Genomic DNA, 23,720 nt, shown 5'->3' on the forward strand with positions numbered 1-23,720 from the left:
ATTTTTTTAAATTTGCTGTTGAAAAATTTGCATAGGTATTTGCTATTTTTGCATTTAATTTTTCATATTCATTTTTTTATTATCATTATTTACACTAGATTGACCAGCAGAATACGGTGTATTTCCAATTATGACAGTAATATTTTCTTTTTGTTGTTTTTTTAACCTTTTATCGTTTAGAGTAAAGTATTCAAATCACTTCACTTCCAAAAAAATAACAGAATATCAACTATTTATTGTTCTCCACATTTCATGGTTCTTCATCTTTTATGGTGGGAAGGTAAAAATTCATTTATATTCTACACATTCCATATTCGCCGCAAAAACGCAAAAAAACACCTCGACATAATATCGAGGTGTTTTGTATATATCGTCCGACAATTAACGTTTTGAGAATTGAGGTGAACGACGAGCTGCTTTAAGACCTGGTTTTTTACGTTCTTTCATACGTGGGTCACGAGTAAGTAATCCAGCGCGTTTTAAAGAACCTCTGTATTCAGGATCTGCTTCTAATAATGCACGAGCGATTCCGTGACGGATAGCTTGAGCTTGTCCAGTGAAACCACCACCATGAACGTTAACTAAAACATCATAGTTACCTTTAGTTTCAGTTACATCAAATGGTTGGTTTAAGTCTAAAATTAATGATTCGAATGGTAAGTATTCGCGTACGTCACGGTTATTAACTGTGATGTTACCTTCACCTGGTACTAAACGTACACGTGCTACTGAGTTTTTACGACGGCCTGTGCCTCTATATTCAACTTGTGCCAAAGTCATTTCCTCCTTCTAATTAACCACGTAATTCGTAGTTTTCTGGTTGTTGTGCAGCGTGTGGATGTTCAGCGCCACCATATACAAATAATTTTTTACCTTGTTTTTCGCCTAAACGAGTGCTTGGTAACATACCTTTAATTGAGTTTTCAATTAAACGTTCTGGGTTAGTTCTTCTTAATTCACCAGCAGTGATTGATTTGATACCACCTGGGTGATTTGAGTGACGGTAGTAAACTTTGTCAGTTTCTTTGTTACCAGTAAATTCGATTTTTGATGCATTAATAACGATTACATAATCACCAGTATCAACGTGTGGTGTGTAAGTTACTTTATTTTTACCGCGTAAGATAGATGCTACTTCTGATGATAAACGACCTAATGTTTGGCCTTCAGCATCGATAACATACCATTTGCGCTCAATGTTTGATTCATTTGCCATAAATGTTTGACGCATAATAATTGTCCTCCTAAAAAATAAATGCTTCTATTCAAGCTATAAACAGTTTCATAACCTAATAGATGATTTCATTTGTTTCATTTTTAAAACGTTTAATTTCATTTATTTTGTTAACTGTTGTTCGTTTCTGCTTATATATCTTGTAACACAATAAGTTTCCGGGGCTTATCGTGGGGTGGATATAAAACAATACCGTTAATAATCTTATAATTTCACAAGCTTTTTGTCAATGGCAATCAGTCATTTTGTAATGATTTTTTACGATGTATTTTGATATCGTTACCAAAGTCTTTTAATAACTCATTTTCATCTAAATAAATTTTCTCTAAATATAATCCTTCAGCCGGTGCAGTGAAAGGTACATTCTTACGATTCTTTGATTCAAGAAGTTTTGGTACATCAGATACTTCATGTCGCCCTTTTCCAACTTCTATTAAAAATGCAACTAAGACACGCACCATGTTATATAAAAATCCAGATCCAGTGACAATATAATCAAAGCCATCATCTGTCTTTACGATTTCACTTTGGTATAATGTTCTAACTTTGCTTTCTACTTCAGTTTTTTGCGAACAAAATCCCGTAAAATCATGTGTACCTATGAATTGTTGCGCCGCTCTGTTCATTTTACCTAAATCCAACGTTTCAGGAATAAATGTTTTCAAACCACTTTGAAATGGATCGCGGTGTTGTGCTTGATATACTTTGTAGCGATAACGTTTACCTACACAATCATAACGACAATGAAAATCGTCATCGACTGTAACTACATTGTTGACATAAATATCATCAGGTAACGTTCGGTTCATTGCATATTGCCATTGTGACATAGGTATATTCAGCTCTGTGTCGAAATGAAAGTATTGCTGTATCGCATGTACACCTCTATCAGTCCTACTTGAAGGATGGATTCTCACATGTCTTTTATGCATGCGTTGTAATAGCTTTTCAAATTGTTGCTGTACCGTTCGACCATTTTGTTGAATTTGAAAACCTAGAAAATTATTTCCTTGATACGCAATTTCTACTAATATACGCATGAATTTACACTCCTGAATATTTTAATACGAATAAAATAATTGCAATTGGGATAATCATGGTTAAAGATATCGTATCTCTCAATTGCCATTTAAGCTGTCTGTAGCTCGTTCTCTTAACATTGGCATCATAACCCCTAACTTCCATTGCGACCGCTAATTCTTCGGCGCGTTGGAAAGCTGAGATGAATAGTGGCACTAGTAATGGAATAAATGATTTAATACGTGTTGCAATGTTCCCTGAACTTATTTCAGAACCACGCGACTTTTGCGCCAAAATGATTTTATCTAACTCATCCATTAACGTCGGGATGAATCGTAACGCAATGGACATTATCATACTTAATTGATGAACTGGTAATTTAAACATCTTTAGTGGTGCAAGTAATCTTTCAAACGCATCTGTTAAATCAATTGGACTTGTAGATAGTGTCATAATTGTTGCAATCATTACAATCCCAATTAAACGCAGTGATATATATAGCCCTTCTAAAATACCATTAGTTTCAATCGTGATGCCATGCCATTCAACTAATACATATCCACCTTTAGTTAAAAATATATGCATCATTAATGTGAAGATTAAAAAGAAAAATATTGGTGTTAAACCTTTGATTAGGAACCATAATTGAATTTTTGCTAATCTCATAATGAATAAGATAAGTGCAAACACCCAAAGATATGTTAATGGTGAATGACAGAAAAATATTAATATAATAAAAAGAAAAACAAACATTAACTTTGCTCTTGGATCAAGATGATGAACAAAAGAATTAATTGGTAAATATCGCCCTATAATCAATTTATTTTTCATGTTGCCACTCCTTATACAAGCTTACAAATGCTTCTTCAGTTAAGGCAATATCTTTTAATTTTGTTTGATATTTTTGTTCAAAGTCATATTGTAACTGAACAATTTCTGGCAAACCAATATGCCAATCCGCCAATTTTTTTTTATCTTTGAAGAGCTCTTTTGGTGATGTTTGCGACACTATACTACCTTCTTTCATAACGATGACTTCATCTGCATAACGCGCGACTTCATTCATATCATGTGAAATTAGGATAATTGCCTTATTTTCATCTGTTTGTAGTGACTTTAGTAATCTCATTACTTGTCGTTTACTTTGTGGATCAAGTCCTGCTGTAGGTTCATCAACCACGATAATATCAGGATTCATTGCCAATATCGATACAATCGCTATTTTACGCATTTGTCCACCTGACATTTGAAATGGTGATTGTGACATTACATCTCTTGAAAAGCCTAAATCCATCAACAGACGATGGGCATAGTTTTTGGCTTCATCTAAATTCATTTTAAAGTTTTTAGGTCCAAATATCATTTCACGCTCTACTGTGTCCTCAAATAATTGAGATTCGGGAAATTGAAATACCATTCCAATTCTTTTTCTTACAGGTCTAATATATTTATCTTTGGTCTTATGTGTAATAGTAATGTCATCAACTGTAACTGTCCCAGTAGTCGGCTTTAACAGCGCATTAATATTTTGTATCAACGTTGATTTACCACTACCCGTTTGTCCAACGATGGCGTAATATTTACCTTGTTCAAATTCTGTATTAACATCATGAATAGCTTGATGCTGATATGGTGTCCCTTTTTGATAGGTATAACTTACATTGTCAAACCGTATAGTCATAGTTGATCCACCAGCCCTTCATAAGTTAAGAATGATGTTTGGTGTCCCAGCATTTGATTTATTTTGATTGGGAATGGCAAATCTAGACCTATTCTTGTTAACTCTTCTGCATTGTCGAAAATTTCAGTCGCTGTGCCTTCTTTATAGACAGTCCCTTTATTCATAACGATAACATGATCTGCTTCCATCGCCTCAGATAAATCATGCGTAATAGAAATGATTGTAATATTATGTTCTGATTTAACTTTTCTCACTAAATCCAATAAATTTTGACGTGCATCAGGATCTAACATAGAAGTCGCCTCATCTAATATAATGACAGAGGGGTTAAGTGCTAATACACTTGCTATAGCCACACGCTGCTTCTGTCCCCCCGATAATGCATTAGGTTCATAATCTGCACGTTCTAACATATCAACTTGTTTAAGTGCTTCGCTGACTCTTCTATGCATTTCGTCATATGGAACCGCATGATTTTCGAGTCCAAATGCCACATCGTATTTTACAATTGAACCAACAAATTGATTATCCGGATTCTGAAATACAATTCCTATGTCTTTTCTTAACTTTTCAAAATTATCATCAGTTATAGCTTGATTATTATAAAAAATTTCTCCAGATTTAACTTTCTCTATGCCAATCATTAACTTGGCAATTGTAGATTTTCCAGAACCGTTATGACCAACAATAGATGTCCACTGACCTTTAGGTATATTAAAAGAAACATCTTTCAATGTGAAGGATGCATCACTTTGATATTGAAATGAAACATTTTTAAATACAATAACTGAATTCTTATCCTCCACTTGTCTCTCTCCTTTACGATTCGTGTATCTATCATATTTTACAATATTTATAAATCGCTGTATATGACATTGACTGGGTTCTCTATATATTACTAGTATTTTCTGACTCATTTCTAGTCTTTAAAGTGTTGTTTAACAACTAATGATAAGGACTTTTATTCCTCTCTAACAATTATGTATAAACGTTAATAAAATAAATGATTTACTAATATAGGGGTGGTCGCGTTTGATTCAACGATAATACTTTCACTTCATTCAGTTCTAGTGAAATTGATCAAACTAGCTTCATCATATTTTTAGATTCGCACTCAAAAAAGTAAATATAAAGAAATCGGACTTAAAAACATTTCTGTTCATAAGTCCGATATTTTATTCAATAAAAAAGCGCGCACCCCATCATAAGTTTGTTGAGTTCACGCTTTAAATCTTTATTTAGTTGATGGGGTACTCTGAGCTAGACAATATTTGTATGTGGCAAACATTATCGTTGCACTCATTTGCTTTATATAAAAGTAGTTAGTGTATTTATATAAATTCTTATACTAATTCGATAATTACTGATTCAGCACCGTCACCGCGACGAGGGCCTTGTTTAAGGATACGAGTGTAACCACCTTGACGTTCTGTGTAACGCTCTGCGATTTCACCAAATAATTTTTGAAGTGCAGTTTGTGTAGTTTCATCTTCGTTTAAGATTTCAACATTACGTAAAGTTTTAGCTGCATTACGACGAGAAGCTAAATCTCCTTTTTTACCTAAAGTGATTAATTTCTCAACAACACTGCGAACTTCTTTTGCACGAGCTTCTGTAGTTTCAATACGTTCACTAATAATAAGTGATGTAGCTAAGTCACGTAACATAGCTTTACGTTGATCAGAAGTACGACCTAATTTTCTGTAACCCATGAGTTAACCTCCTTTATCAATCTTCTTTTCTTAATCCTAATCCTAAATCTTCTAATTTGTATTTAACTTCTTCTAAAGATTTACGACCTAAATTACGCACTTTCATCATGTCAGCTTCAGATTTGTCAGCTAACTCTTGAACAGAATTGATTCCTGCGCGTTTTAAGCAGTTATATGAACGTACAGATAAGTCTAATTCTTCAATAGACATTTCTAATACTTTTTCTTTTTGATCTTCTTCTTTTTCAATCATGATTTCAGCGTTTTGCGCTTCATCAGTAAGACCAACGAAGATATTCAAGTGTTCAGTCATTATTTTTGCTGCTAATGAAACTGATTCTTGTGGTGTGATTGAACCATTAGTCCAAACATCCAATGTTAATTTATCAAAATCACTGCTTTGACCTACACGTGTATTTTCAACAGTATAGTTCACACGTTCAACAGGTGAATACAATGAATCAACAGGGATTACACCAATTGGTAAATCACTAGTATTATTTTGTTCTGCTAATGCGTAACCTCTACCCTTGTTAGCAACTAGACGAATTTTTAAGTGACCACCTTTAGATACTGTTGCAATTTTAAGCTCTGGGTTTAAAATTTCAACATCACTATCATGTGTAATGTCGCTTGCTGTTACTTCGCCTTCATCACGTACATCAATTTCTAAAGTTTTATCTTCTTCAGAGTAAATTTTCAATGCTAATTGTTTAATGTTCATAATAATTGTAGAAACATCTTCAACTACATTGTCTACTGCTGAGAATTCATGTAAAACTCCCTCAATTTCAATATACTTAACGGCTGCACCTGGTAATGAAGATAGTAGGATACGACGTAAGGAGTTTCCTAGTGTAGTACCGTAGCCACGTTCTAGTGGTTCAACAACGAACTTACCGAATTTAGCATCTTCACTAATTTCAATTGTCTCAATTCTAGGTTTTTCGATTTCTATCATTTAAATATCCTCCTTATATACGTCGACTTAATTTAAAATGTTTGCTCAGTGACCTGTAACAATACCATCATAAATTATACACGACGACGTTTTGGTGGACGACAACCGTTATGAGGTACTGGAGTAACGTCTCTGATCGCAGTTACTTCTAAACCTGCAGATTGTAATGCACGAATAGCTGATTCACGACCTGGACCAGGTCCTTTAACTGTTACTTCAACTGTTTTTAAACCATGCTCCATAGCTGATTTAGATGCAGTTTCAGAAGCCATTTGTGCTGCAAATGGTGTTGATTTTTTAGATCCTTTGAATCCTAATGCACCAGCTGATGACCATGATAAAGCATTACCGAACTCATCAGTGATAGTTACAATAGTGTTGTTGAATGTTGAACGGATGTGTGCTACACCATTTTCAATATTCTTTTTCACTCTACGTTTACGAGATACTTGTTTACGTGCCATTTAAAATTTGCCTCCTTTACCTATTATTTTTTCTTGTTAGCTACCGTTTTAACTGGTCCTTTACGAGTACGCGCGTTGTTTTTCGTTTTTTGACCACGAACTGGTAAACCACGACGGTGACGGATACCACGGTATGATGAAATTTCCATTAAACGTTTGATATTTAAGTTAGTTTCACGACGTAAGTCACCTTCGACTTTATAACCGTCTACAACTTCACGGATGCGACCTAATTCGTCATCAGTTAAATCTTTCACACGAGTATCAGCTGATACGTTAGCTTCTTCAAGAATTTTTTGAGCAGTTGACGTACCGATACCGTATATATAAGTTAATGAGATAACTACGCGTTTTTCACGTGGAATATCTACTCCTGCAATACGTGCCATATTAATTTACACCTCTCTTTTATTAACCTTGTCTTTGTTTGTGTTTTGGATTTTCACAAATTACCATTACTTTACCTTTACGTTTAATGACTTTACATTTTTCGCAAATAGGTTTTACTGATGGTCTTACTTTCATTTTTATACCTCCCTATATTATGGAGTGACGATTATTTATAACGATAAGTAATTCTTCCGCGTGTTAAATCGTACGGAGACATCTCAACAGTTACTTTGTCGCCAGGTAGAATACGAATGTAATTCATTCTGATTTTACCACTTACGTGAGCTAAAATCTCATGACCATTTTCTAATTCTACTTTAAACATTGCGTTCGGTAAAGTATCTAATACAGTACCTTCTAATTCAATTACATCTTGTTTAGCCATTGATTAACTTCCCCCTTTTTGCAATAGTAAGGTAATCGTCAATAGACAACTTTATTGTTACGAATCTATCAGTGATTAATTTTATAAGTTAAACAAAAATTACGGGAATTAATTATCGTTAATTGCCACTCTCATCTATCTAATATGATTAAATCATGCCTCACTTAAAATAGACCGCTAAAAGTTGATCTATTACAAATGATCTAAAATATCAATGACATCTTTGGTAACGTCGCTAATATCTTTTGAACCATCAATATTTTTCAATACACCTTTTTGATCATAGAAATCTAAAATAGGCTTAGATTGTTTAATATTAACACTCAAACGATTAGCTACCGTTTCAGGATTATCATCTTCTCGTTGATACAATTTACCACCATCGATATCACAAATACCTTCGACCTTCGGAGGATTAAATACAAGATGATACGTTGTACCACATGACTCACAGATTCGACGACCTGTAAGACGGTTCATTAATTCTTCTTCCGGAACTTCGATATTGATGACAGCATCAATGTTTCTGTCAAGCTCAGACATAATATTATTTAATGCCTCAGCTTGCTCGATTGTTCTTGGGAAGCCATCTAATAAAAAGCCTTTTTTTGCATCGTCTTCAGAAATTCTTTCCTTAACGATACCTACAGTCACTTCATCAGGAACTAATTCGCCACGGTCCATATAAGACTTAGCTTCTTTACCTAATTCAGTTTCTTCTTTTATAGCTTTTCTGAACATGTCACCAGTTGAAATGTGGGGTATTGGGAATTTCTTGACAATTTCACTTGCTTGAGTTCCTTTACCTGCGCCAGGTAAACCCATCAAAATGATATTCATAAGTGCCCTCCTAAAATTATCTACCACCAAAGCCTTTATATTCTTTTTGAGATACTTGAGCTTCTAAAGATTTCATTGTTTCAATCGCTACACCAATAACGATAAGTAAACTTGTACCACCAATCTGAATTGATTGTGGTAATCCCATAAACTTAGTTGCTAATATCGGTAGAATTGAAATAACGGCTAAGAAGATAGAACCTACAAAAGTTAAACGATATAAAACTTTAGTAATATATTTTTTGGTTTGTTCACCAGGTCTAATACCTGGAACATAGCTACCTTGTTTCTTAAGGTTATCAGCCATTTTTTCCGGATTAACTTGTACAAATGCATAGAAGTATGTGAATAGTATAATTAGTACAATATATACAACCATACCAACATTACTTGAAGGATTTGCAGCATTCGCAATGTTTTGTGCCCATTCTTTATCTGGATAGAACAACGTTAATGTTCTAGGCAGTAAGAAGAACGCCATTGCAAAGATTACAGGAATAACACCGGCTGAGTTCACTTTTAAAGGTAGATAAGTTGCCTGTGAACCTAATCTTTGAGCAGTTTGTTTCTTAGCATATTGAATCGGAATTTTACGAACGGCTTCAAGTACATAAATAGCACCTACAGTTAATAGTATCAGTGACACTAAAAGTCCTAATACTTTCAACCATGCTAATGATGTATCTTCTTGCCCAACGAACGCAGTTTGTCCAAATTGAATTAGACTGGCTGGCAACGTTGATAAAATACCCGCAAATATGATAATAGAAATACCATTACCAACACCGAACTGAGTGATTTGATCACCAAGCCATATTAAGAAAGCAGTTCCTGCTGTCAAAACTAGTGCTATTAATAAATAACTCATAATTGACTGATTGATAATCAGCGCACCTTTGAGATAATTATTAAATTGGAATGCCATACCTATAGATTGGATAAATGCTAAAGAAATTGCTAAATAACGAGTAACGTTATTTAACTTTCTTCTACCTACTTCACCTTGTTTTGCCCATTCTGAGAATTTAGGGACAATATCCATTTGTAATAATTGCATTACGATTGATGCAGTGATGTAGGGTACAATACCCATTGCAAAAATAGAAAATCGTTTCAAGGCTCCGCCACCAAAAGTATTTAATAACTCAGTGGCACCTTGAGAACCTTGGGGATTATCAAAAGCTGCAGGATTTACTCCTGGAGCTGGTATATAAGTCCCTATTTTAAAAATTACTAACATTGCTAGTGTGAAGAAAATCTTGTTACGAACCTCTTTTGTTCTAAAGAAGTTCACAAGGGTTTGAATCATTAGATCACCTCGTGTGCTCCACCTTTAGCATCAATAGCTTCTGCTGCTGAAGCTGAGAATTTATGAGCTTTCACTGTCAATTTCTTATCAAGTGAACCATTACCTAGTATTTTGATACCAGATTTTTCATTCTTAACAACACCAGATTCTACTAATAAAGCTGGAGTTACTTCAGTACCATCTTCAAATTTATTAAGTTGGTCTAAGTTAACAATAGCATATTCTTTACGATTTATGTTAGTAAAACCACGTTTTGGTAAACGACGGAATAATGGTAATTGACCACCTTCAAATCCTGGTCTTACACCACCGCCTGAACGAGCTTTTTGACCTTTGTGTCCGCGACCACTTGTTTTACCGTTACCTGTCGCAACACCACGTCCAACACGATTGCGTTCTTTACGTGAACCTTCTGCCGGTTTTAACTCATGTAATTTCATTTCGGCACCTCCTTGATTATTTTTCTTCTACTGTTACTAAGTGCTTAACTTTGTTGATTTGCCCACGAATAGCAGGGTTATCTTCAACAACTACTGAACTGTTAGTCTTTTTAAGACCTAAAGCTTCAACAGTTTTACGTTGTGTTTCAGGACGACCAATAACACTACGAGTGAGGGTAATTTGTAATTTAGCCATAACTAGTTTTCCCTCCTTAATTGTATAATTCTTCTACTGTTTTGCCACGTAATTTCGCAACATCTTCAGCATTTTTAAGGTTTTGTAAACCATCGATTGTAGCACGAACCATGTTGATTGGTGTGTTTGATCCTAATGATTTACTTAAGATATCAGTGATACCTGCTAATTCAAGTACGGCACGAACAGGACCACCAGCGATAACTCCTGTACCAGGTGCAGCCGGTTTCATAAATACGCTTCCTGAACCGTAACGGCCAGTAATTGTGTGTGGAGTTGTACCTTCAACACGTGGAACAACTACTAAATCTTTTTTAGCTGCTTCAACAGCTTTTTTGATTGCTTCTGGTACCTCTTGAGCTTTACCAGTACCGAAACCTACACGACCATTTTTGTCTCCAACTACAACTAATGCAGTGAAACGGAAACGACGACCACCTTTTACAACTTTTGCTACACGGTTGATTGTAACAACGCGTTCTTCAAATTCTTTCGTCTCTTCTTCTCTACGAGCCATGTATTTGTCCCTCCTTTAAATTAAAATTCTAATCCGCTTTCTCTTGCTGCTTCAGCTAATGCTTTAACACGTCCGTGATATAAATATCCTCCACGGTCAAATACGATTTCTTTAATGCCTTTGTCAGCAGCTTTTTTAGCAATTGCTTCACCGACTTTAGTTGCTAATTCAACTTTAGTTGCTGTAGTAGCAATGTCGCTGTCTTTTGAAGAAGCTTGAGCTAATGTTACGCCTTTATTATCATCAATAATTTGAGCGTAGATATGCTTGTTTGAACGATATACGTTTAAACGTGGCTTTTCAGCTGTACCTGATAAGTTAGTACGAACACGAGCATGTCTTTTTAAACGCACTTTATTTTTATCAATTTTACTGATCATTTCAATACTCCTTTCTTTAGAGTTTATCTATTATTTACCAGTTTTACCTTCTTTACGGCGAACGTATTCACCTTGGTAACGAATACCTTTACCTTTGTAAGGCTCTGGAGGTCTTACTGAACGGATGTTAGATGCTAATGCTCCAACTTGTTCTTTTGAAATACCTTCAACTTTAACGACTGTGTTTTTCTCAACTGAGAAAGTAATGTTTTCTTCAGCTTTAATTTCTACTGGGTGAGAATAACCAACGTTAAGGATTAAGTCTTTACCTTGCATTTGAGCACGGTAACCTACACCAACAAGTTCAAGTACTTTTACGTATCCTTGAGAAACACCTTGTACCATATTGTTTAATAAAGCACGAGTTGTACCATGGTTTGTTCTATCTTCTTTAGAATCAGATGGTCTTACAACTTCAATTGTGTTTTCTTCTTGTTTGAATGTCATTCTTTCATTTAAAGTTCTTGATAATTCACCTTTAGGACCTTTAACAGTTACATGATTTCCATCAAAAGTTACTGTTACGTCACTAGGGATGTCAATAATTTTCTTACCAACACGACTCATGTTATGGCACCTCCTTATTTTTTATTACCAAACGTATGCGATAATTTCTCCACCAACATTACGTTTTCTTGCTTCTTTGTCAGTGATTACACCTTCAGAAGTTGATACTAATGCAATACCTAAACCATTTAATACTTTAGGCATTTCGCTAGCTTTTGCATAAACACGTAAACCTGGTTTTGAAATACGTTTTAATCCTGTGATAACACGCTCATCGTTTTGACCATATTTTAAGAATAAACGAAGTACACCTTGTTTATCATCTTCTACGTATTCAACATTTTTAATGAAACCTTCACTCTTTAAGATTTCAGCAATTTCTTTTTTAATATTTGATGCAGGTAATTCTAACTTCTCGTGACGCACCATGTTTGCGTTTCTTACACGAGTAAGCATATCTGCGATTGGATCTGTCATTGTCATTGATTGTTGCCTCCTTTCAGACTCTTTTTTATTACCAGCTAGCTTTACGAACGCCAGGGATTTGGCCTTTGTAAGCTAATTCACGGAAACAAATACGGCATAATTTAAATTTACGATATACAGAATGTGGACGGCCACAACGTTCACAACGAGTGTATTCACGAACTGCATATTTTTGTTTTTTTTGTTGCTTAGCAACCATTGAAGTTTTAGCCACTTAATTAGCCTCCTTTAAATAATTATTTACGGAATGGCATACCGAAGTTAGCTAACAATTCACGAGCTTCTTCATCAGTGTTAGCAGTCGTTACGATAACAATATCCATTCCTCTAACTTTACTTACTTTATCATAGTCGATTTCTGGGAAAATTAATTGTTCTTTAACACCTAAAGTGTAGTTACCGCGTCCGTCAAATGCTTTTTTAGAAACACCTTGGAAGTCACGTACACGTGGTAATGATACTGAAATTAATTTGTCTAAGAATTCATACATTCTTTCACCGCGAAGTGTTACTTTCGCACCGATTGGCATACCTTCACGTAAACGGAAAGTCGCGATTGATTTTTTAGCTTTAGTTACTAATGGTTTTTGACCAGTGATCAATTCTAATTCTTCAACAGCATTGTCTAATACTTTAGAATTTTGTACTGCGTCACCTACACCCATGTTCACAACGATTTTATCTATTTTTGGTACTTCCATTACTGAACTATAATTGAATTTTTTCATTAAGTTTTCAGTAACTTCAGTGTTAAACTTTTCTTTTAAACGGTTCAAAGTGGGATCCTCCTTTCAACTTGTTATTAATTATTAGATTTAATTTCTTCGCCAGATTTTTTAGCGATACGAACTTTTTTACCATCAACAAATTTGTAACCTACACGAGTTGGTTCGTTTGTTTTAGGGTCCAATAATTGTACATTAGAAACATGGATTGCTGCCTCTGTTTCTAAGATTCCACCTTCAGGATTTAATTGAGTTGGTTTTTGGTGTTTTTTCATAATGTTAACACCTTCCACAACGACACGGTCTTTTTTAGGTAGAGTAGCAATTACTTTACCTTCTTTACCTTTGTCTTTACCTGCGATAACTTTAACGTTGTCACCTTTTTTGATATGCATGTGGGCACCTCCTTATTTGTATTGGTTGTTATTAATTAAAGTACTTCTGGTGCTAATGATACGATTTTCATGAAGTTACCTTCACGTAATTCACGAGCAACAGGTCCGAAGATACGAGTACCACGTGGGCCTTTGTCATCACGGATGATAACACATGCATTTTCATCAAATTTGATGTATGAACCGTCATTACGACGAACACCTGACTTAGTACGTACGATTACAGCTTTGACAACGTCACCTTTTTTAACAACGCCACCTGGTGTTGCATTTTTAACAGTACATACGATAACATCGCCGATGTTTGCTGTTTTACGACCAGATCCACCTAATACTTTGATTGTAAGAACTTCACGAGCACCAGAGTTGTCTGCTACTTTCAAGCGTGTTTCTTGTTGGATCATTAGTTAAACCTCCCTTATCTCTAAACTTGTATTAAATAATTACTGACTCTTCAACAATCTCTACTAAACGAAAACGTTTTGTTGCTGATAAAGGACGAGTTTCTTGAATTTTAACAATGTCTCCTAATTTAGCTGAATTGTTTTCATCATGAGTTTTGTATTTTTTAGAGTATTTTACTCGTTTACCGTATAATTTGTGTGTTTTGTAAGTTTCAACAAGTACTGTAATAGTCTTGTCCATTTTGTCTGAAACAACTTTACCTACATAAACTTTACGATCGTTTCTTTCGCTCACTTTTGTAACCTCCTCTTACTTAATTATTGATTAGCCTTACTTTGTTCAATTTCTCTTTCACGAGCAACAGTTTTTAGACGTGCAATCGTTTTTCTTACTGTACGAATACGTGCAGTTTCTTCTAATTGACCTGTAGCTAACTGAAAGCGTAGGTTAAAAAGCTCTTCTTTTGAAGATTTGATTTGTTCTTCGATTTCTGAAGTGGTTAAGTCTCTAATTTCCTTAGCTTTCATTTGTTTCACCACCCAATTCCTCACGTTTTACAAACTTAGTTTTTACTGGAAGTTTGTGACTTGCTAAACGTAGTGCTTCACGCGCAACTTCTTCAGAAACGCCAGCAACTTCGAATAAAATTCTACCTGGTTTAACAACTGCGATCCAGCCTTCAACCGCACCTTTACCAGCACCCATACGTACTTCTAAAGGTTTTTTAGTATATGGTGTATGTGGGAAGATTTTAATCCAAACTTTCCCGCCACGTTTCATGTAACGTGTCATTGCTATACGAGCAGATTCGATTTGACGAGATGTGATCCAAGACGTTGTTGTAGCTTGTAAACCAAACTCACCAAATGTTACGTAGTTACCGCCTTTAGAACGACCAGTTGTTTTAGGACGATGTTGACGACGATATTTTACACGTTTTGGTAGTAACATTATTATTTTCCTCCTCCACTAGTGTTCTTAGTAGGAAGAACTTCTCCACGATAAATCCATACTTTAACGCCTAATTTACCGTAAGTAGTGTCAGCTTCAGCGTGTGCATAATCGATGTCAGCACGTAACGTATGAAGTGGAACAGTTCCTTCTGAATATTGTTCAGCACGAGCGATGTCAGCTCCGCCTAAACGACCAGATACTTGAGTTTTGATACCTTTAGCACCAAGTTTCATAGCTCTAGTGATTGCTTGTTTTTGTACACGACGGAATGAAGCACGGTTTTCTAATTGACGTGCGATGTTTTCAGCTACTAAACGAGCGTCAAGATCAACTTTTTTGATTTCAATTACGTTGATGTGTACTTTTTTATCAGTTAACGCATTTAATTTGTTGCGTAATTTTTCGATTTCTGAACCGCCTTTACCAATTACCATACCAGGTTTACCAGTATGAATTGCAATGTTGATACGGTTTGCAGCACGTTCAATCTCTACGTGAGAAACTGATGCTTCTTTTAATTCATTATCAATAAATTTACGGATTTTTAAATCTTCGTGTAAAAGTGAAGCGAAGTCTTTTTCAGCATACCATTTAGCTTCCCAATCACGGATAATACCAACACGAAGTCCGATTGGATTAATTTTTTGACCCACAGTATTCCCTCCTTAAAAGTTAATTAAGCTTCTTTAGCTTCTTCTTTACCGTCACTTACGACGATTGTAATGTGGCTTGTACGTTTGTTAATCGCACTTGCACGACCTTGCGCACGTGGACGGAAACGTTTTAATGTTGGTCCTTCGTTAGCATATGCTTCTTTAACTACTAATTCATCTGTGTTCATGTCATAGTTATGTTCAGCATTAGCTAAAGCGGACATTAATACTTTTTCAATTACTGGTGATGAAGCTTTGTTTGTTAATTTTAAAATTGCAATAGCTTCAGCAGCATTTTTACCTCTGATTAAGTCAAGAACTAGTCTTACTTTACGAGGTGCGATTCTTATTGTTCTAGCAACCGCTTTTGCTTCCATTAGGATGTCCTCCTCTACTTAATAGATATTATCTTCTTGTTTTCTTGTCGTCTGCAACGTGTCCTTTGAATGTACGAGTAGGAGCAAACTCACCTAATTTATGACCTACCATATCTTCAGTTACATATACAGGTACGTGTTTACGTCCGTCGTATACTGCAAAAGTATGTCCGATGAAATTAGGGAAAATTGTAGAACGACGTGACCATGTTTTGATTACTTGTTTCTTTTCGCTTCCTTCTTGAGCTTCAACTTTTTTCATTAAATGCTCATCGACGAAAGGTCCTTTTTTAATACTACGAGCCATTTGGGCGCCTCCCTTCTTATTATGTGCGTGCAGCTTTAAGCCGCACACCCAAATAAGTTGATTATATTATTTTTTCTTACGTCCACGAACGATAAGTTTGTCTGATGATTTTTTACCACGACGAGTTTTCTTACCAAGCGTAGGTTTACCCCATGGTGACATTGGAGATGGTCTACCGATAGGAGCACGACCTTCACCACCACCGTGTGGGTGATCGTTAGGGTTCATTACAGAACCACGAACTGTTGGACGGATACCTTTCCATCTTGAACGTCCGGCTTTACCAACGTTAACTAATTCGTGTTGTAGGTTACCAACTTGACCGATTGTAGCACGGCAAGTAGATAAGATCATACGAACTTCACCAGATCTTAATCTGATTAATACGTATTTACCTTCTTTACCAAGTACTTGAGCACTTGCACCAGCTGAACGAGCGATTTGTCCACCTTTACCAGGTTTAAGCTCGATGTTGTGTACTACTGTACCAACTGGAATGTTTTGTAATGGTAATGCGTTACCAACTTTGATGTCAGCTTCAGCACCACTTTCAACGATTTGACCTACTTCTAATCCTTTAGGAGCAATGATATATCGTTTTTCACCGTCTGCATATACAACTAAAGCGATGTTTGCTGAGCGGTTTGGATCATATTGAATAGAATCAACTTTTGCATTGATACCATCTTTGTTACGTTTGAAATCGATAACACGGTATTGACGTTTGTGTCCACCACCATGGTGTCTTACAGTCAATTTACCTTGGTTGTTACGTCCCGCTTTTTTCGGTAGCGGTTTTAATAATGACTTTTCAGGTGTAGTTTTCGTGATTTCTGCGAAATCTAACGAAGTCATATTACGACGACCATTTGTTATTGGCTTATACTTTTTAATAGCCATTGTCGCTTACCTCCTTAATGGTAATTGTTTTATTAGTTAAATAAGTCGATTGATCCTTCTTTAAGAGTTACAATCGCTTTTCTTCTTTTGTTTGTATAGCCTTGGTAACGGCCCATACGTTTTTTCTTAGGTTTGTAATTCATGATATTAACACTTGCAACTTTTACGTTGAAGATTTCTTCAACTGCCATTTTTACTTGTGTTTTGTTAACACGAGTATCAACGTCGAAAGTGTATTTGTCTTCAGCCATTGCTTCAGAAGATTTCTCAGTGATTACGGGGCGCTTAAGAATATCTCTTGCTTCCATTATCCGAGCACCTCCTCAACTTTTTTAGCAGCAGCTTCAGTAATTACTAAGCTGTCAGCATTAGTGATATCTAAAACATTTAAACCTTGAGCAGTTGTCACTTGAACGCCAGGGATGTTGCGTGCTGATAATTCAACATTTACATCTTCGTTTTCAGTAACTACTAATACTTTTTTAGGTTGTTCTAATGTAGATAATACATTTTTGAATTCTTTAGTTTTTGGAGCTTCGAAGTTGAATGCGTCAACTACAGTTAAGCCATTCTCTTGAGCTTTGAAAGATAATGCTGAGCGTAAAGCTAAACGACGCATTTTCTTAGGCATTTTGTATGCATAACTTCTTGGAGTTGGTCCGAATACGATACCACCGCCACGCCATTGTGGAGCACGGATTGTACCTTGACGAGCACGACCTGTTCCTTTTTGCTTCCATGGTTTACGTCCGCCACCGCTTACTGCTGAACGATTCTTAACAGCATGCGTACCTTGACGTAATGAAGCACGTTGTAAATTAATAGCTTCGAATAAAACGCTATTATTTGGCTCAATACCGAATACTGCATCGCTTAATTCGATTGAACCTGATTTAGTTCCGTCTAATTTTAAAACATCATAATTAGCCATTATGCATTTCCTCCTTTCACTTCTTATTATTTATTACCTTTTTTAATTGAAGTTCTGATTTCTACTAAACCTTTTTTAGGTCCAGGTACGTTACCTTTTACTAAGATAACTTTGTTTTCTGTGTCAACTTGAACTACTTCTAAGTTTTGAACAGTTACAGTGTTTCCACCCATACGTCCTGGCATTTTTTGGCCTTTAAATACTCTAGAAGCATCTGAAGCCATACCTACAGAACCTGGTGCTCTGTGGAAATGAGAACCGTGTGACATAGGTCCACGAGATTGTCCGTGGCGTTTAATTGCACCTTGGAAACCTTTACCTTTTGATACGCCTGTTACGTCAATAACGTCGCCAGCTACAAAAGTATCTACTGAGACTTCTTGACCTACTTCGTAAGCATCCACGTCTACATTGCGGAATTCACGAATGAAGCGCTTAGGTGCTGCGTCAGCTTTTTTAGCGTGACCTTCAGCTGGTTTATTAGCATATTTATTAGATTTTGCATCTTTTTTGTATGCTTTTTTGTCTTCAAATCCAACTTGGATTGCGTTGTATCCATCAACTTCTACAGTTTTCTTTTGTAATACAACATTTTCTTTAGCTTCTACTACTGTTACAGGGATTAATTCACCGTTTTCTCCGAATACTTGTGTCATCCCAATTTTTCTTCCTAAGATTCCTTTGGTCATCGAAAGTCCACCTCCTAAAATTGTCTATTATAATTTGATTTCGATGTCTACACCAGATGGTAAGTTTAAGCCCATTAAAGCGTCAACTGTTTTTGGTGTTGGGTTTACAATATCGATTAAACGTTTGTGTGTACGTTGTTCGAATTGTTCACGTGAATCTTTATACTTATGCACGGCACGGATGATTGTGTAAACTGATTTCTCAGTTGGTAACGGAATTGGTCCAGAAACATCTGCACCAGAACGTTTCGCTGTTTCTACAATCTTCTCTGCTGATTGATCAATTACGCGGTGATCATAAGCTTTTAATCTGATTCTGATTTTTTGTTTTGCCATAATTTTCCCTCCTTATTCGTCTACATTTAGTGATAGACTTCTCCACGAAAACTATCTTACACAGCGCCATGGCAAAGCGGCCGGGTGTGTCAGTAACCTTTCGCTTCATCGCTTTTCTTAAAGTCCAACGTTAGTTATATTACACGAAAAACATCGATAAATCAAGGCTTTTCACATAATTTTTCTATCTGTCTAACACATACTTTTATATTTTACTTTATATACTTAGTCAGTTCAACTATTTTCGAGATATTTTTTATTTCCTTCTTTATTGTAAATTCGTACCTTGAATCATTTTATTATTATCATTAAAAATTATTCTATATAATTAGTCATAAGAACGGTGGTGAATGAATATGAAAAATGGACCAAAATTATCTTTAGCACTTATAGGTATCTTTTTAATACTTTGTGAGTTTTTCTATGGCATTCCTTTTTTAGGTGCAACGTTTATTTTAAGTTTTGGATGGCAGCCTTTACTCTTTAATGCATTACTTTATCTAATTTTTACTATTATATTATTAGTGAATAGACAAAATGCGATTAGACCTATAGCGATTATTCCAATATTTGGTATAGTAGGTAGTTTTTTAGCTATTATCCCCTTCTTAGGAATTTTGATTCATTGGATTTTATTTTTCCTAATGATTCTATTTGTCCTAGTTGTATTATCAGCGCCAACCTATATACCTAATAAAAATGCTCGTGTCATTTACACACAATACAAAGATGGACATAGAGAATAATTCTTAAAACCTTTTTAATTAGGTATATAATATAGAAGAAACACGTCCAACAATTTTAAAAGAAGTATATTTATATCGGATATTTAAAGACATTCATAATATCGCTTTATGTTATTTCGCTTCTTATTTTATCCTTACTTCAAAGAAAAAAACGACTACCAATCATTGGCAGTCGTTTTTTGTGTCTGGATTTAACCATGAACAAATATGAAGTACAGAATGAATAGTACCATTAATACATACATTATCGGATGTACTTCTTTATGTTTTTTAGAGATAAGCATTGTAATTGGATAGAAAATAAATCCACACGCAATACCAGTTGCAATTGAATATGATAAAGGCATCATAATGATTGTAATGAAGGCTGGCACTGCAACTTCAAAACTTTTCCAGTTTATCTCAGCAAAGTTTGCAGCCATTAATACACCTACCACCACTAAGGCTGGTGTCGTAACTGCACTTGTTACAACAGCGATTAACGGACTAAAGAACAGCGCTAATAGGAAACAACAACCTGTTACGATACTAGCAAATCCTGTTCTAGCACCTACAGCAACACCTGAAGTTGATTCGATATAAGAAGTTGTTGTAGTTGTTCCAAAAACTGATCCTACAATCGTAGCTAAAGAATCTGAGAACAATGCTCTACCAGCTCTTGGTAATTTATTATCTTTCATAATACCTGCTTGAGTAGCAACAGCTACTAATGTACCAGCTGTATCAAAGAAATCAATAAATAAGAACGTTAAAATAACAATTAAGAACTGTATCGTTAATAATTGACTTGGGTCTTTAAACGCTTCAAATGCAGCACCGAACGTTGGTTCAATACTTGGAATCTTACCCACAATACCAGATGGCATTTGAATCAATCCAGTGAACATACCAACGATTGCTGTGATGATCATACCGATAAAGATAGAACCCGGCAATTTAATTGCATATAAAATAACTGTAATAACGATACCGAATATCGCCAAAAGTACTGGTGGATCAGTTAAATGTCCCAATGTTACTAATGTAGATTCATTTTTAACTATAATACCCGAACTTTGTAAACCTACAAATGTAATGAATAATCCTATACCTGCTGAAACAGCCATCTTCATTTGATAAGGAATTGCATTAATAATAACTTCCCTAAACCCTGTGACGGTTAATATCGCAAAGAATATACCTGAGAATAAAACGCCTGTTAAACCAACTTGCCAAGGAATACCCATGGTTAACACAACAGTAAATGCAAAGAATGCATTTAATCCCATACCTGGTGCTAACGCAATTGGATATTTAGCTATTAGCCCCATGAATAGCGAGCCTACAAATGCTGCTAATGCAGTCGCTACAAAAATGGCACCTTGGTCCATTTTCATATCTTCTGATACGCCTTTAACACCTGCTAAACTTAAAACTTGCGGGTTAACTGCTAAAATATAGGCCATAGATAAGAAAGTTGTGATACCGCCTAAGATTTCTCTTTTAAAGTTTGTTCCATATTTATCGAACTGGAAATAGTTTTTCACGAATGGATGCTCCTTTTTTTAAAATACCTTAATAGTTTAATATCATTCTTAATAAAAAACAATACCAAAAGCGAACTTTTCGTTTTTCTGATTCAACTTTGTTCGATTTTATCTATAAATTCAAGTTCTTTAATGCATCTTTAAACGGATTATTGTCTAAACCTTCATTTTTATTCATATACTTTTTCATTTCTTTACGAGATACTTTACCAGAGGATTTAGACTTCATACGCTGATCCATATGTGCTTGCGTTTCAGAATGTCCACAAACACAACGATATACCGCTTCTTTCCCTTTACCAAACAACGTTAATTTCTTTTTACAGTTTGGACATCTTGCATTTGTTTTGCGCTGTACATTCTTTTTCGTCTTACAAGATGGATCTTGGCACACAAGCATCTGACCATTTTTAGTTTTAACTTTAATCATGAATTTACCACACGTTGGGCATTCTGTGGTTGTTAAATTATCGTGTTTATATTTACGATCACTATTTTTAATCCCATTTACAACATCTTTCGTAAAATCTTTCATTTCATTAATAAATGTTTTCGCCTGATATTTACCACGTTCAATTAAAAGTAATTTTTCTTCCCATTGTGCAGTTAAAAGTGGCGACGTTAATTCTTCTGGTGCTAATTCTAATATTTGTTTACCTTTTGACGTTACTTTAATTTTACCGTCTCTTGATTCAATGGCATTCATATTAAATAATTTATCGATAATGTCGGCCCTTGTTGCAACTGTGCCGATACCACCTGTTTGTTTTAAAGTTTGCGCATATTTTTTATCCTTCAATTGAATAAAGTTCTGAGGGTTCTCCATCGCTTTTAATAACGAACCTTCATTAAAATATTCTGGAGGTGTTGTTTCATGTTCTCTAATATTTGTTTTTGAAATCTTCACTTCATCGCCTTCTGAAAAAGGCTGTTGCATCTCTGTAATAGATTCACCTTGTCTAATAGATTTAAAACCTAAAACAGTTGTTACATTCTCTTTCAAAACAAATGTGTGCCCTGCAACCTCTAAAGTTACAGTTATCGCGTCATACTCGTGCGGAGGCATTAAAGCTTCTAAAAAACGCTCGACAATCATATCGTATAACTTTAATTCTCTATTACTTAAGTCTGACATGACAGGTCTCACTTCTGTAGGAATAATTGCATGGTGATCAGATACTTTTTGATTATTAAATATCGACATTTTTGATGAAAATGTTTTAGACATTAATGGGCGTGCTTGGTCTTTATATGTTGTTGCCATCGTCACCTGAATACGTTCTTTCATAGTATCTACCATATCAGTTGTTAAATAGTTTGAATCTGTTCTTGGATAGGTTACGACTTTATGTCTCTCATATAAGCTTTGAAGTGTATTCAATGTTTCTTTAGGTCCAATTTTATAACGTCTATACATATCTTGTTGTAAATCTGTTAAATTGTACAGTGATTGCGGATACGACTTCTTATGTTTAGTAGCAACAGATTTAATCTTACCATCGACATTTTTCAAATTATTAACCATCTGTTCTAAAGTTTCTTTATTGGTATATCGCTGATTTGATTCTAGCTGAAAATCAAACCCTTTTACCGTTAATGATAATGTAAAGTATTGTTGTGGTTTGAACTGATTAATCTCTTGTTGTCGTGTATTTACTAATTGAATCGTTGGTGTCTGAACACGTCCCAGGGATAGCTGTGCATCATACTTTGTTGTTAGTGCACGCGTTGCATTAATCCCAACAATCCAATCTGCCTCACTTCTCGCTAACGCTGCATAATACAAATCGTTATATTGACGACCGTCTTTTAAATTTTTAAAACCTTGTTGAATAGCTTTTTTAGTAACTGAGCTAATCCATAATCGACGGATTGGCTTTTTGTTACCAACTTTATCCAAAATCAATCTTGCAACTAGTTCACCTTCTCGTCCAGCATCTGTTGCAATAATAATATCTTTCACTTTATTATCTAAAATTAACGCTTTTACTGTTTTAAATTGTTTGCTTGTTTTACCAATAACAACAGTTTTCATATATTTAGGTATAATTGGAAGGTCTTCTAATCGCCATTCCTTTAAATTTTTATCGTATTGTTCAGGTGTCGCATTTGTCACTAGATGACCTAACGCCCACGTGACAATATATTGGTTATTTTCAAAGTAACCATTACGCTTCTGATTTATTTGTAAAGCATCAGCAATATCTCTTGCGACTGATGGTTTTTCAGCTAATATTAAAGATTTCATAAATTA

38 protein-coding genes are annotated in these 23,720 nt (G+C 35.2%); 1 reads left to right on the plus strand and 37 read right to left on the minus strand.

The features are described 5' to 3' along the window. Nucleotides 1-381: 381 nt before the first annotated feature. From rpsI to rpsJ, 35 genes are all read right to left on the minus strand, one after another. On the minus strand, nt 382-774 hold the full coding sequence (gene rpsI / locus JG553_RS08260) for a 30S ribosomal protein S9 (protein WP_001790547.1): 393 nt from the start codon (nt 772-774) through the stop codon (nt 382-384). A gap of 19 nt (nt 775-793) precedes the next feature. Next, nucleotides 794-1,231: a 50S ribosomal protein L13 gene (rplM, locus tag JG553_RS08265; protein WP_001250038.1), complete on the minus strand. Its 438-nt coding sequence runs from the start codon at nt 1,229-1,231 to the stop codon at nt 794-796. Between the two features lie 239 nt (nt 1,232-1,470). Next, the gene (gene truA, locus JG553_RS08270; RefSeq protein ID WP_001221860.1) at nt 1,471-2,274 is read right to left on the minus strand and encodes a tRNA pseudouridine(38-40) synthase TruA; all 804 of its coding nucleotides are present in this window, start codon (nt 2,272-2,274) and stop codon (nt 1,471-1,473) included. A gap of 4 nt (nt 2,275-2,278) precedes the next feature. Continuing rightward, nucleotides 2,279-3,085, minus strand: coding sequence for an energy-coupling factor transporter transmembrane component T family protein (locus JG553_RS08275; RefSeq protein WP_000791620.1), 807 nt, complete (start codon nt 3,083-3,085; stop codon nt 2,279-2,281). Continuing rightward, nucleotides 3,075-3,935, minus strand: coding sequence for an energy-coupling factor transporter ATPase (locus JG553_RS08280; RefSeq protein ID WP_000155386.1), 861 nt, complete (start codon nt 3,933-3,935; stop codon nt 3,075-3,077). The genes JG553_RS08275 and JG553_RS08280 overlap by 11 nt, the downstream gene beginning before the upstream one ends. Continuing rightward, nucleotides 3,932-4,741: an energy-coupling factor transporter ATPase gene (locus tag JG553_RS08285; protein WP_000389662.1), complete on the minus strand. Its 810-nt coding sequence runs from the start codon at nt 4,739-4,741 to the stop codon at nt 3,932-3,934. The genes JG553_RS08280 and JG553_RS08285 overlap by 4 nt, the downstream gene beginning before the upstream one ends. Nucleotides 4,742-5,278: 537 nt before the next feature. Beyond that, nucleotides 5,279-5,647: a 50S ribosomal protein L17 gene (gene rplQ / locus JG553_RS08290; RefSeq protein ID WP_000542274.1), complete on the minus strand. Its 369-nt coding sequence runs from the start codon at nt 5,645-5,647 to the stop codon at nt 5,279-5,281. A 16-nt stretch (nt 5,648-5,663) separates the two neighbouring features. Further along, nucleotides 5,664-6,608: a DNA-directed RNA polymerase subunit alpha gene (locus tag JG553_RS08295; protein ID WP_000569649.1), complete on the minus strand. Its 945-nt coding sequence runs from the start codon at nt 6,606-6,608 to the stop codon at nt 5,664-5,666. A gap of 74 nt (nt 6,609-6,682) precedes the next feature. After that, on the minus strand, nt 6,683-7,072 hold the full coding sequence (gene rpsK, locus JG553_RS08300) for a 30S ribosomal protein S11 (protein WP_000101625.1): 390 nt from the start codon (nt 7,070-7,072) through the stop codon (nt 6,683-6,685). A gap of 23 nt (nt 7,073-7,095) precedes the next feature. Beyond that, nucleotides 7,096-7,461 (minus strand): 30S ribosomal protein S13, encoded by a 366-nt coding sequence (gene rpsM / locus JG553_RS08305; RefSeq protein WP_000090796.1) that lies wholly within the window; start codon nt 7,459-7,461, stop codon nt 7,096-7,098. A gap of 22 nt (nt 7,462-7,483) precedes the next feature. Next, nucleotides 7,484-7,597 carry a 50S ribosomal protein L36 gene (rpmJ, locus tag JG553_RS08310; RefSeq protein WP_000868342.1) on the minus strand — a complete coding sequence of 38 codons (114 nt, stop codon included), beginning with the start codon at nt 7,595-7,597 and terminating at the stop codon, nt 7,484-7,486. A 31-nt stretch (nt 7,598-7,628) separates the two neighbouring features. Then, on the minus strand, nt 7,629-7,847 hold the full coding sequence (infA, locus tag JG553_RS08315) for a translation initiation factor IF-1 (protein ID WP_001118443.1): 219 nt from the start codon (nt 7,845-7,847) through the stop codon (nt 7,629-7,631). 192 nt (nt 7,848-8,039) lie between these two features. Continuing rightward, entirely contained in the window at nt 8,040-8,687 is a 648-nt protein-coding gene (locus JG553_RS08320) for an adenylate kinase (RefSeq protein WP_001021468.1), read from the minus strand. Nucleotides 8,688-8,703: 16 nt separating this feature from the next. After that, the gene (gene secY, locus JG553_RS08325; protein ID WP_000616784.1) at nt 8,704-9,996 is read right to left on the minus strand and encodes a preprotein translocase subunit SecY; all 1,293 of its coding nucleotides are present in this window, start codon (nt 9,994-9,996) and stop codon (nt 8,704-8,706) included. Further along, nucleotides 9,996-10,436: a 50S ribosomal protein L15 gene (gene rplO, locus JG553_RS08330; protein WP_000766074.1), complete on the minus strand. Its 441-nt coding sequence runs from the start codon at nt 10,434-10,436 to the stop codon at nt 9,996-9,998. The genes secY and rplO overlap by 1 nt, the downstream gene beginning before the upstream one ends. A gap of 16 nt (nt 10,437-10,452) precedes the next feature. Further along, a complete protein-coding gene (gene rpmD, locus JG553_RS08335) occupies nt 10,453-10,632 on the minus strand; it encodes a 50S ribosomal protein L30 (protein WP_001096577.1) in 180 nt (59 codons plus the stop codon). Between the two features lie 16 nt (nt 10,633-10,648). After that, the gene (rpsE, locus tag JG553_RS08340) at nt 10,649-11,149 is read right to left on the minus strand and encodes a 30S ribosomal protein S5 (RefSeq protein WP_000113851.1); all 501 of its coding nucleotides are present in this window, start codon (nt 11,147-11,149) and stop codon (nt 10,649-10,651) included. A 20-nt stretch (nt 11,150-11,169) separates the two neighbouring features. Next, the gene (gene rplR / locus JG553_RS08345) at nt 11,170-11,529 is read right to left on the minus strand and encodes a 50S ribosomal protein L18 (RefSeq protein WP_000623881.1); all 360 of its coding nucleotides are present in this window, start codon (nt 11,527-11,529) and stop codon (nt 11,170-11,172) included. Nucleotides 11,530-11,559: 30 nt separating this feature from the next. Further along, the gene (rplF, locus tag JG553_RS08350) at nt 11,560-12,096 is read right to left on the minus strand and encodes a 50S ribosomal protein L6 (protein ID WP_000091975.1); all 537 of its coding nucleotides are present in this window, start codon (nt 12,094-12,096) and stop codon (nt 11,560-11,562) included. 24 nt (nt 12,097-12,120) lie between these two features. Beyond that, complete coding sequence (gene rpsH, locus JG553_RS08355) at nt 12,121-12,519, minus strand: 30S ribosomal protein S8 (protein ID WP_000178881.1); 399 nt, start codon at nt 12,517-12,519, stop codon at nt 12,121-12,123. Between the two features lie 31 nt (nt 12,520-12,550). After that, nucleotides 12,551-12,736 carry a type Z 30S ribosomal protein S14 gene (locus JG553_RS08360; RefSeq protein WP_001140799.1) on the minus strand — a complete coding sequence of 62 codons (186 nt, stop codon included), beginning with the start codon at nt 12,734-12,736 and terminating at the stop codon, nt 12,551-12,553. A gap of 22 nt (nt 12,737-12,758) precedes the next feature. Further along, nucleotides 12,759-13,298 carry a 50S ribosomal protein L5 gene (gene rplE, locus JG553_RS08365; RefSeq protein ID WP_001080824.1) on the minus strand — a complete coding sequence of 180 codons (540 nt, stop codon included), beginning with the start codon at nt 13,296-13,298 and terminating at the stop codon, nt 12,759-12,761. Between the two features lie 26 nt (nt 13,299-13,324). After that, nucleotides 13,325-13,642: a 50S ribosomal protein L24 gene (gene rplX / locus JG553_RS08370; RefSeq protein WP_000547687.1), complete on the minus strand. Its 318-nt coding sequence runs from the start codon at nt 13,640-13,642 to the stop codon at nt 13,325-13,327. A 35-nt stretch (nt 13,643-13,677) separates the two neighbouring features. Next, nucleotides 13,678-14,046 carry a 50S ribosomal protein L14 gene (gene rplN / locus JG553_RS08375; protein WP_000615921.1) on the minus strand — a complete coding sequence of 123 codons (369 nt, stop codon included), beginning with the start codon at nt 14,044-14,046 and terminating at the stop codon, nt 13,678-13,680. 31 nt (nt 14,047-14,077) lie between these two features. After that, nucleotides 14,078-14,341: a 30S ribosomal protein S17 gene (gene rpsQ / locus JG553_RS08380; RefSeq protein ID WP_000004086.1), complete on the minus strand. Its 264-nt coding sequence runs from the start codon at nt 14,339-14,341 to the stop codon at nt 14,078-14,080. Between the two features lie 23 nt (nt 14,342-14,364). Next, nucleotides 14,365-14,574: a 50S ribosomal protein L29 gene (rpmC, locus tag JG553_RS08385; protein ID WP_000644737.1), complete on the minus strand. Its 210-nt coding sequence runs from the start codon at nt 14,572-14,574 to the stop codon at nt 14,365-14,367. Then, on the minus strand, nt 14,564-14,998 hold the full coding sequence (gene rplP, locus JG553_RS08390) for a 50S ribosomal protein L16 (protein ID WP_000926310.1): 435 nt from the start codon (nt 14,996-14,998) through the stop codon (nt 14,564-14,566). Before rplP ends, rpmC begins: the two co-directional genes overlap by 11 nt. A gap of 2 nt (nt 14,999-15,000) precedes the next feature. Beyond that, complete coding sequence (gene rpsC / locus JG553_RS08395; protein ID WP_000529877.1) at nt 15,001-15,654, minus strand: 30S ribosomal protein S3; 654 nt, start codon at nt 15,652-15,654, stop codon at nt 15,001-15,003. Nucleotides 15,655-15,677: 23 nt separating this feature from the next. After that, nucleotides 15,678-16,031 carry a 50S ribosomal protein L22 gene (gene rplV / locus JG553_RS08400; protein WP_000387527.1) on the minus strand — a complete coding sequence of 118 codons (354 nt, stop codon included), beginning with the start codon at nt 16,029-16,031 and terminating at the stop codon, nt 15,678-15,680. A gap of 28 nt (nt 16,032-16,059) precedes the next feature. Beyond that, nucleotides 16,060-16,338, minus strand: coding sequence for a 30S ribosomal protein S19 (rpsS, locus tag JG553_RS08405; protein WP_000124353.1), 279 nt, complete (start codon nt 16,336-16,338; stop codon nt 16,060-16,062). 66 nt (nt 16,339-16,404) lie between these two features. Further along, nucleotides 16,405-17,238 (minus strand): 50S ribosomal protein L2, encoded by an 834-nt coding sequence (gene rplB / locus JG553_RS08410; RefSeq protein WP_000985472.1) that lies wholly within the window; start codon nt 17,236-17,238, stop codon nt 16,405-16,407. 32 nt (nt 17,239-17,270) lie between these two features. Continuing rightward, nucleotides 17,271-17,546 (minus strand): 50S ribosomal protein L23, encoded by a 276-nt coding sequence (gene rplW, locus JG553_RS08415; protein WP_000388082.1) that lies wholly within the window; start codon nt 17,544-17,546, stop codon nt 17,271-17,273. Beyond that, nucleotides 17,546-18,169, minus strand: coding sequence for a 50S ribosomal protein L4 (gene rplD / locus JG553_RS08420; protein ID WP_000024827.1), 624 nt, complete (start codon nt 18,167-18,169; stop codon nt 17,546-17,548). Before rplD ends, rplW begins: the two co-directional genes overlap by 1 nt. A gap of 26 nt (nt 18,170-18,195) precedes the next feature. Beyond that, nucleotides 18,196-18,858: a 50S ribosomal protein L3 gene (rplC, locus tag JG553_RS08425; protein WP_000160212.1), complete on the minus strand. Its 663-nt coding sequence runs from the start codon at nt 18,856-18,858 to the stop codon at nt 18,196-18,198. Between the two features lie 27 nt (nt 18,859-18,885). Then, nucleotides 18,886-19,194 (minus strand): 30S ribosomal protein S10, encoded by a 309-nt coding sequence (gene rpsJ / locus JG553_RS08430; RefSeq protein WP_001118667.1) that lies wholly within the window; start codon nt 19,192-19,194, stop codon nt 18,886-18,888. Nucleotides 19,195-19,550: 356 nt separating this feature from the next. On the opposite strand from rpsJ, the gene JG553_RS08435 reads away from it, so the two are divergent. After that, the gene (locus tag JG553_RS08435; protein WP_000788442.1) at nt 19,551-19,940 is read left to right on the plus strand and encodes a hypothetical protein; all 390 of its coding nucleotides are present in this window, start codon (nt 19,551-19,553) and stop codon (nt 19,938-19,940) included. Between the two features lie 191 nt (nt 19,941-20,131). Here JG553_RS08435 and stgP read toward each other — a convergent pair whose 3' ends face one another. Next, complete coding sequence (gene stgP, locus JG553_RS08440; RefSeq protein WP_000800700.1) at nt 20,132-21,466, minus strand: 6-thioguanine permease StgP; 1,335 nt, start codon at nt 21,464-21,466, stop codon at nt 20,132-20,134. Nucleotides 21,467-21,578: 112 nt separating this feature from the next. Then, nucleotides 21,579-23,714: a DNA topoisomerase III gene (locus JG553_RS08445; RefSeq protein ID WP_000838485.1), complete on the minus strand. Its 2,136-nt coding sequence runs from the start codon at nt 23,712-23,714 to the stop codon at nt 21,579-21,581. Nucleotides 23,715-23,720 lie beyond the last annotated feature (6 nt).

This window comes from Staphylococcus sp. T93 (genome assembly GCF_016743875.1).
Taxonomy (GTDB): Bacteria; Bacillota; Bacilli; order Staphylococcales; family Staphylococcaceae; genus Staphylococcus; species Staphylococcus aureus.

Excerpts from the sequence above, each read along its gene's own strand:
- rpsH (WP_000178881.1), bottom strand. The coding sequence starts at position 12,519 with ATGACAATGACAGATCCAATCGCAGATATGCTTACTCGTGTAAGAAAC.
- JG553_RS08280 (WP_000155386.1), bottom strand. The coding sequence starts at position 3,935 with ATGACTATACGGTTTGACAATGTAAGTTATACCTATCAAAAAGGGACA.
- rpmD (WP_001096577.1), bottom strand. The coding sequence starts at position 10,632 with ATGGCTAAATTACAAATTACCCTCACTCGTAGTGTTATTGGTCGTCCT.
- rplF (WP_000091975.1), bottom strand. The coding sequence starts at position 12,096 with ATGAGTCGTGTTGGTAAGAAAATTATTGACATCCCTAGTGACGTAACA.
- JG553_RS08295 (WP_000569649.1), bottom strand. The coding sequence starts at position 6,608 with ATGATAGAAATCGAAAAACCTAGAATTGAGACAATTGAAATTAGTGAA.
- rplQ (WP_000542274.1), bottom strand. The coding sequence starts at position 5,647 with ATGGGTTACAGAAAATTAGGTCGTACTTCTGATCAACGTAAAGCTATG.
- rplC (WP_000160212.1), bottom strand. The coding sequence starts at position 18,858 with ATGACCAAAGGAATCTTAGGAAGAAAAATTGGGATGACACAAGTATTC.
- rplM (WP_001250038.1), bottom strand. The coding sequence starts at position 1,231 with ATGCGTCAAACATTTATGGCAAATGAATCAAACATTGAGCGCAAATGG.
- infA (WP_001118443.1), bottom strand. The coding sequence starts at position 7,847 with ATGGCTAAACAAGATGTAATTGAATTAGAAGGTACTGTATTAGATACT.
- rpsM (WP_000090796.1), bottom strand. The coding sequence starts at position 7,461 with ATGGCACGTATTGCAGGAGTAGATATTCCACGTGAAAAACGCGTAGTT.
- rpmC (WP_000644737.1), bottom strand. The coding sequence starts at position 14,574 with ATGAAAGCTAAGGAAATTAGAGACTTAACCACTTCAGAAATCGAAGAA.
- JG553_RS08275 (WP_000791620.1), bottom strand. The coding sequence starts at position 3,085 with ATGAAAAATAAATTGATTATAGGGCGATATTTACCAATTAATTCTTTT.
- rplX (WP_000547687.1), bottom strand. The coding sequence starts at position 13,642 with ATGCATATCAAAAAAGGTGACAACGTTAAAGTTATCGCAGGTAAAGAC.
- JG553_RS08445 (WP_000838485.1), bottom strand. The coding sequence starts at position 23,714 with ATGAAATCTTTAATATTAGCTGAAAAACCATCAGTCGCAAGAGATATT.
- rpsS (WP_000124353.1), bottom strand. The coding sequence starts at position 16,338 with ATGGCTCGTAGTATTAAAAAAGGACCTTTCGTCGATGAGCATTTAATG.
- rplO (WP_000766074.1), bottom strand. The coding sequence starts at position 10,436 with ATGAAATTACATGAGTTAAAACCGGCAGAAGGTTCACGTAAAGAACGC.
- JG553_RS08320 (WP_001021468.1), bottom strand. The coding sequence starts at position 8,687 with ATGAATATCATTTTGATGGGTTTACCTGGCGCAGGTAAAGGAACTCAA.
- secY (WP_000616784.1), bottom strand. The coding sequence starts at position 9,996 with ATGATTCAAACCCTTGTGAACTTCTTTAGAACAAAAGAGGTTCGTAAC.
- rpmJ (WP_000868342.1), bottom strand. The coding sequence starts at position 7,597 with ATGAAAGTAAGACCATCAGTAAAACCTATTTGCGAAAAATGTAAAGTC.
- rplD (WP_000024827.1), bottom strand. The coding sequence starts at position 18,169 with ATGGCTAATTATGATGTTTTAAAATTAGACGGAACTAAATCAGGTTCA.
- rpsK (WP_000101625.1), bottom strand. The coding sequence starts at position 7,072 with ATGGCACGTAAACAAGTATCTCGTAAACGTAGAGTGAAAAAGAATATT.
- rplW (WP_000388082.1), bottom strand. The coding sequence starts at position 17,546 with ATGGAAGCAAGAGATATTCTTAAGCGCCCCGTAATCACTGAGAAATCT.
- rpsJ (WP_001118667.1), bottom strand. The coding sequence starts at position 19,194 with ATGGCAAAACAAAAAATCAGAATCAGATTAAAAGCTTATGATCACCGC.
- truA (WP_001221860.1), bottom strand. The coding sequence starts at position 2,274 with ATGCGTATATTAGTAGAAATTGCGTATCAAGGAAATAATTTTCTAGGT.
- rplP (WP_000926310.1), bottom strand. The coding sequence starts at position 14,998 with ATGTTACTACCAAAACGTGTAAAATATCGTCGTCAACATCGTCCTAAA.
- rplV (WP_000387527.1), bottom strand. The coding sequence starts at position 16,031 with ATGGAAGCAAAAGCGGTTGCTAGAACAATAAGAATCGCACCTCGTAAA.
- rplB (WP_000985472.1), bottom strand. The coding sequence starts at position 17,238 with ATGGCTATTAAAAAGTATAAGCCAATAACAAATGGTCGTCGTAATATG.
- rplN (WP_000615921.1), bottom strand. The coding sequence starts at position 14,046 with ATGATCCAACAAGAAACACGCTTGAAAGTAGCAGACAACTCTGGTGCT.
- rpsE (WP_000113851.1), bottom strand. The coding sequence starts at position 11,149 with ATGGCTCGTAGAGAAGAAGAGACGAAAGAATTTGAAGAACGCGTTGTT.
- JG553_RS08435 (WP_000788442.1), top strand. The coding sequence starts at position 19,551 with ATGAAAAATGGACCAAAATTATCTTTAGCACTTATAGGTATCTTTTTA.
- rplR (WP_000623881.1), bottom strand. The coding sequence starts at position 11,529 with ATGATCAGTAAAATTGATAAAAATAAAGTGCGTTTAAAAAGACATGCT.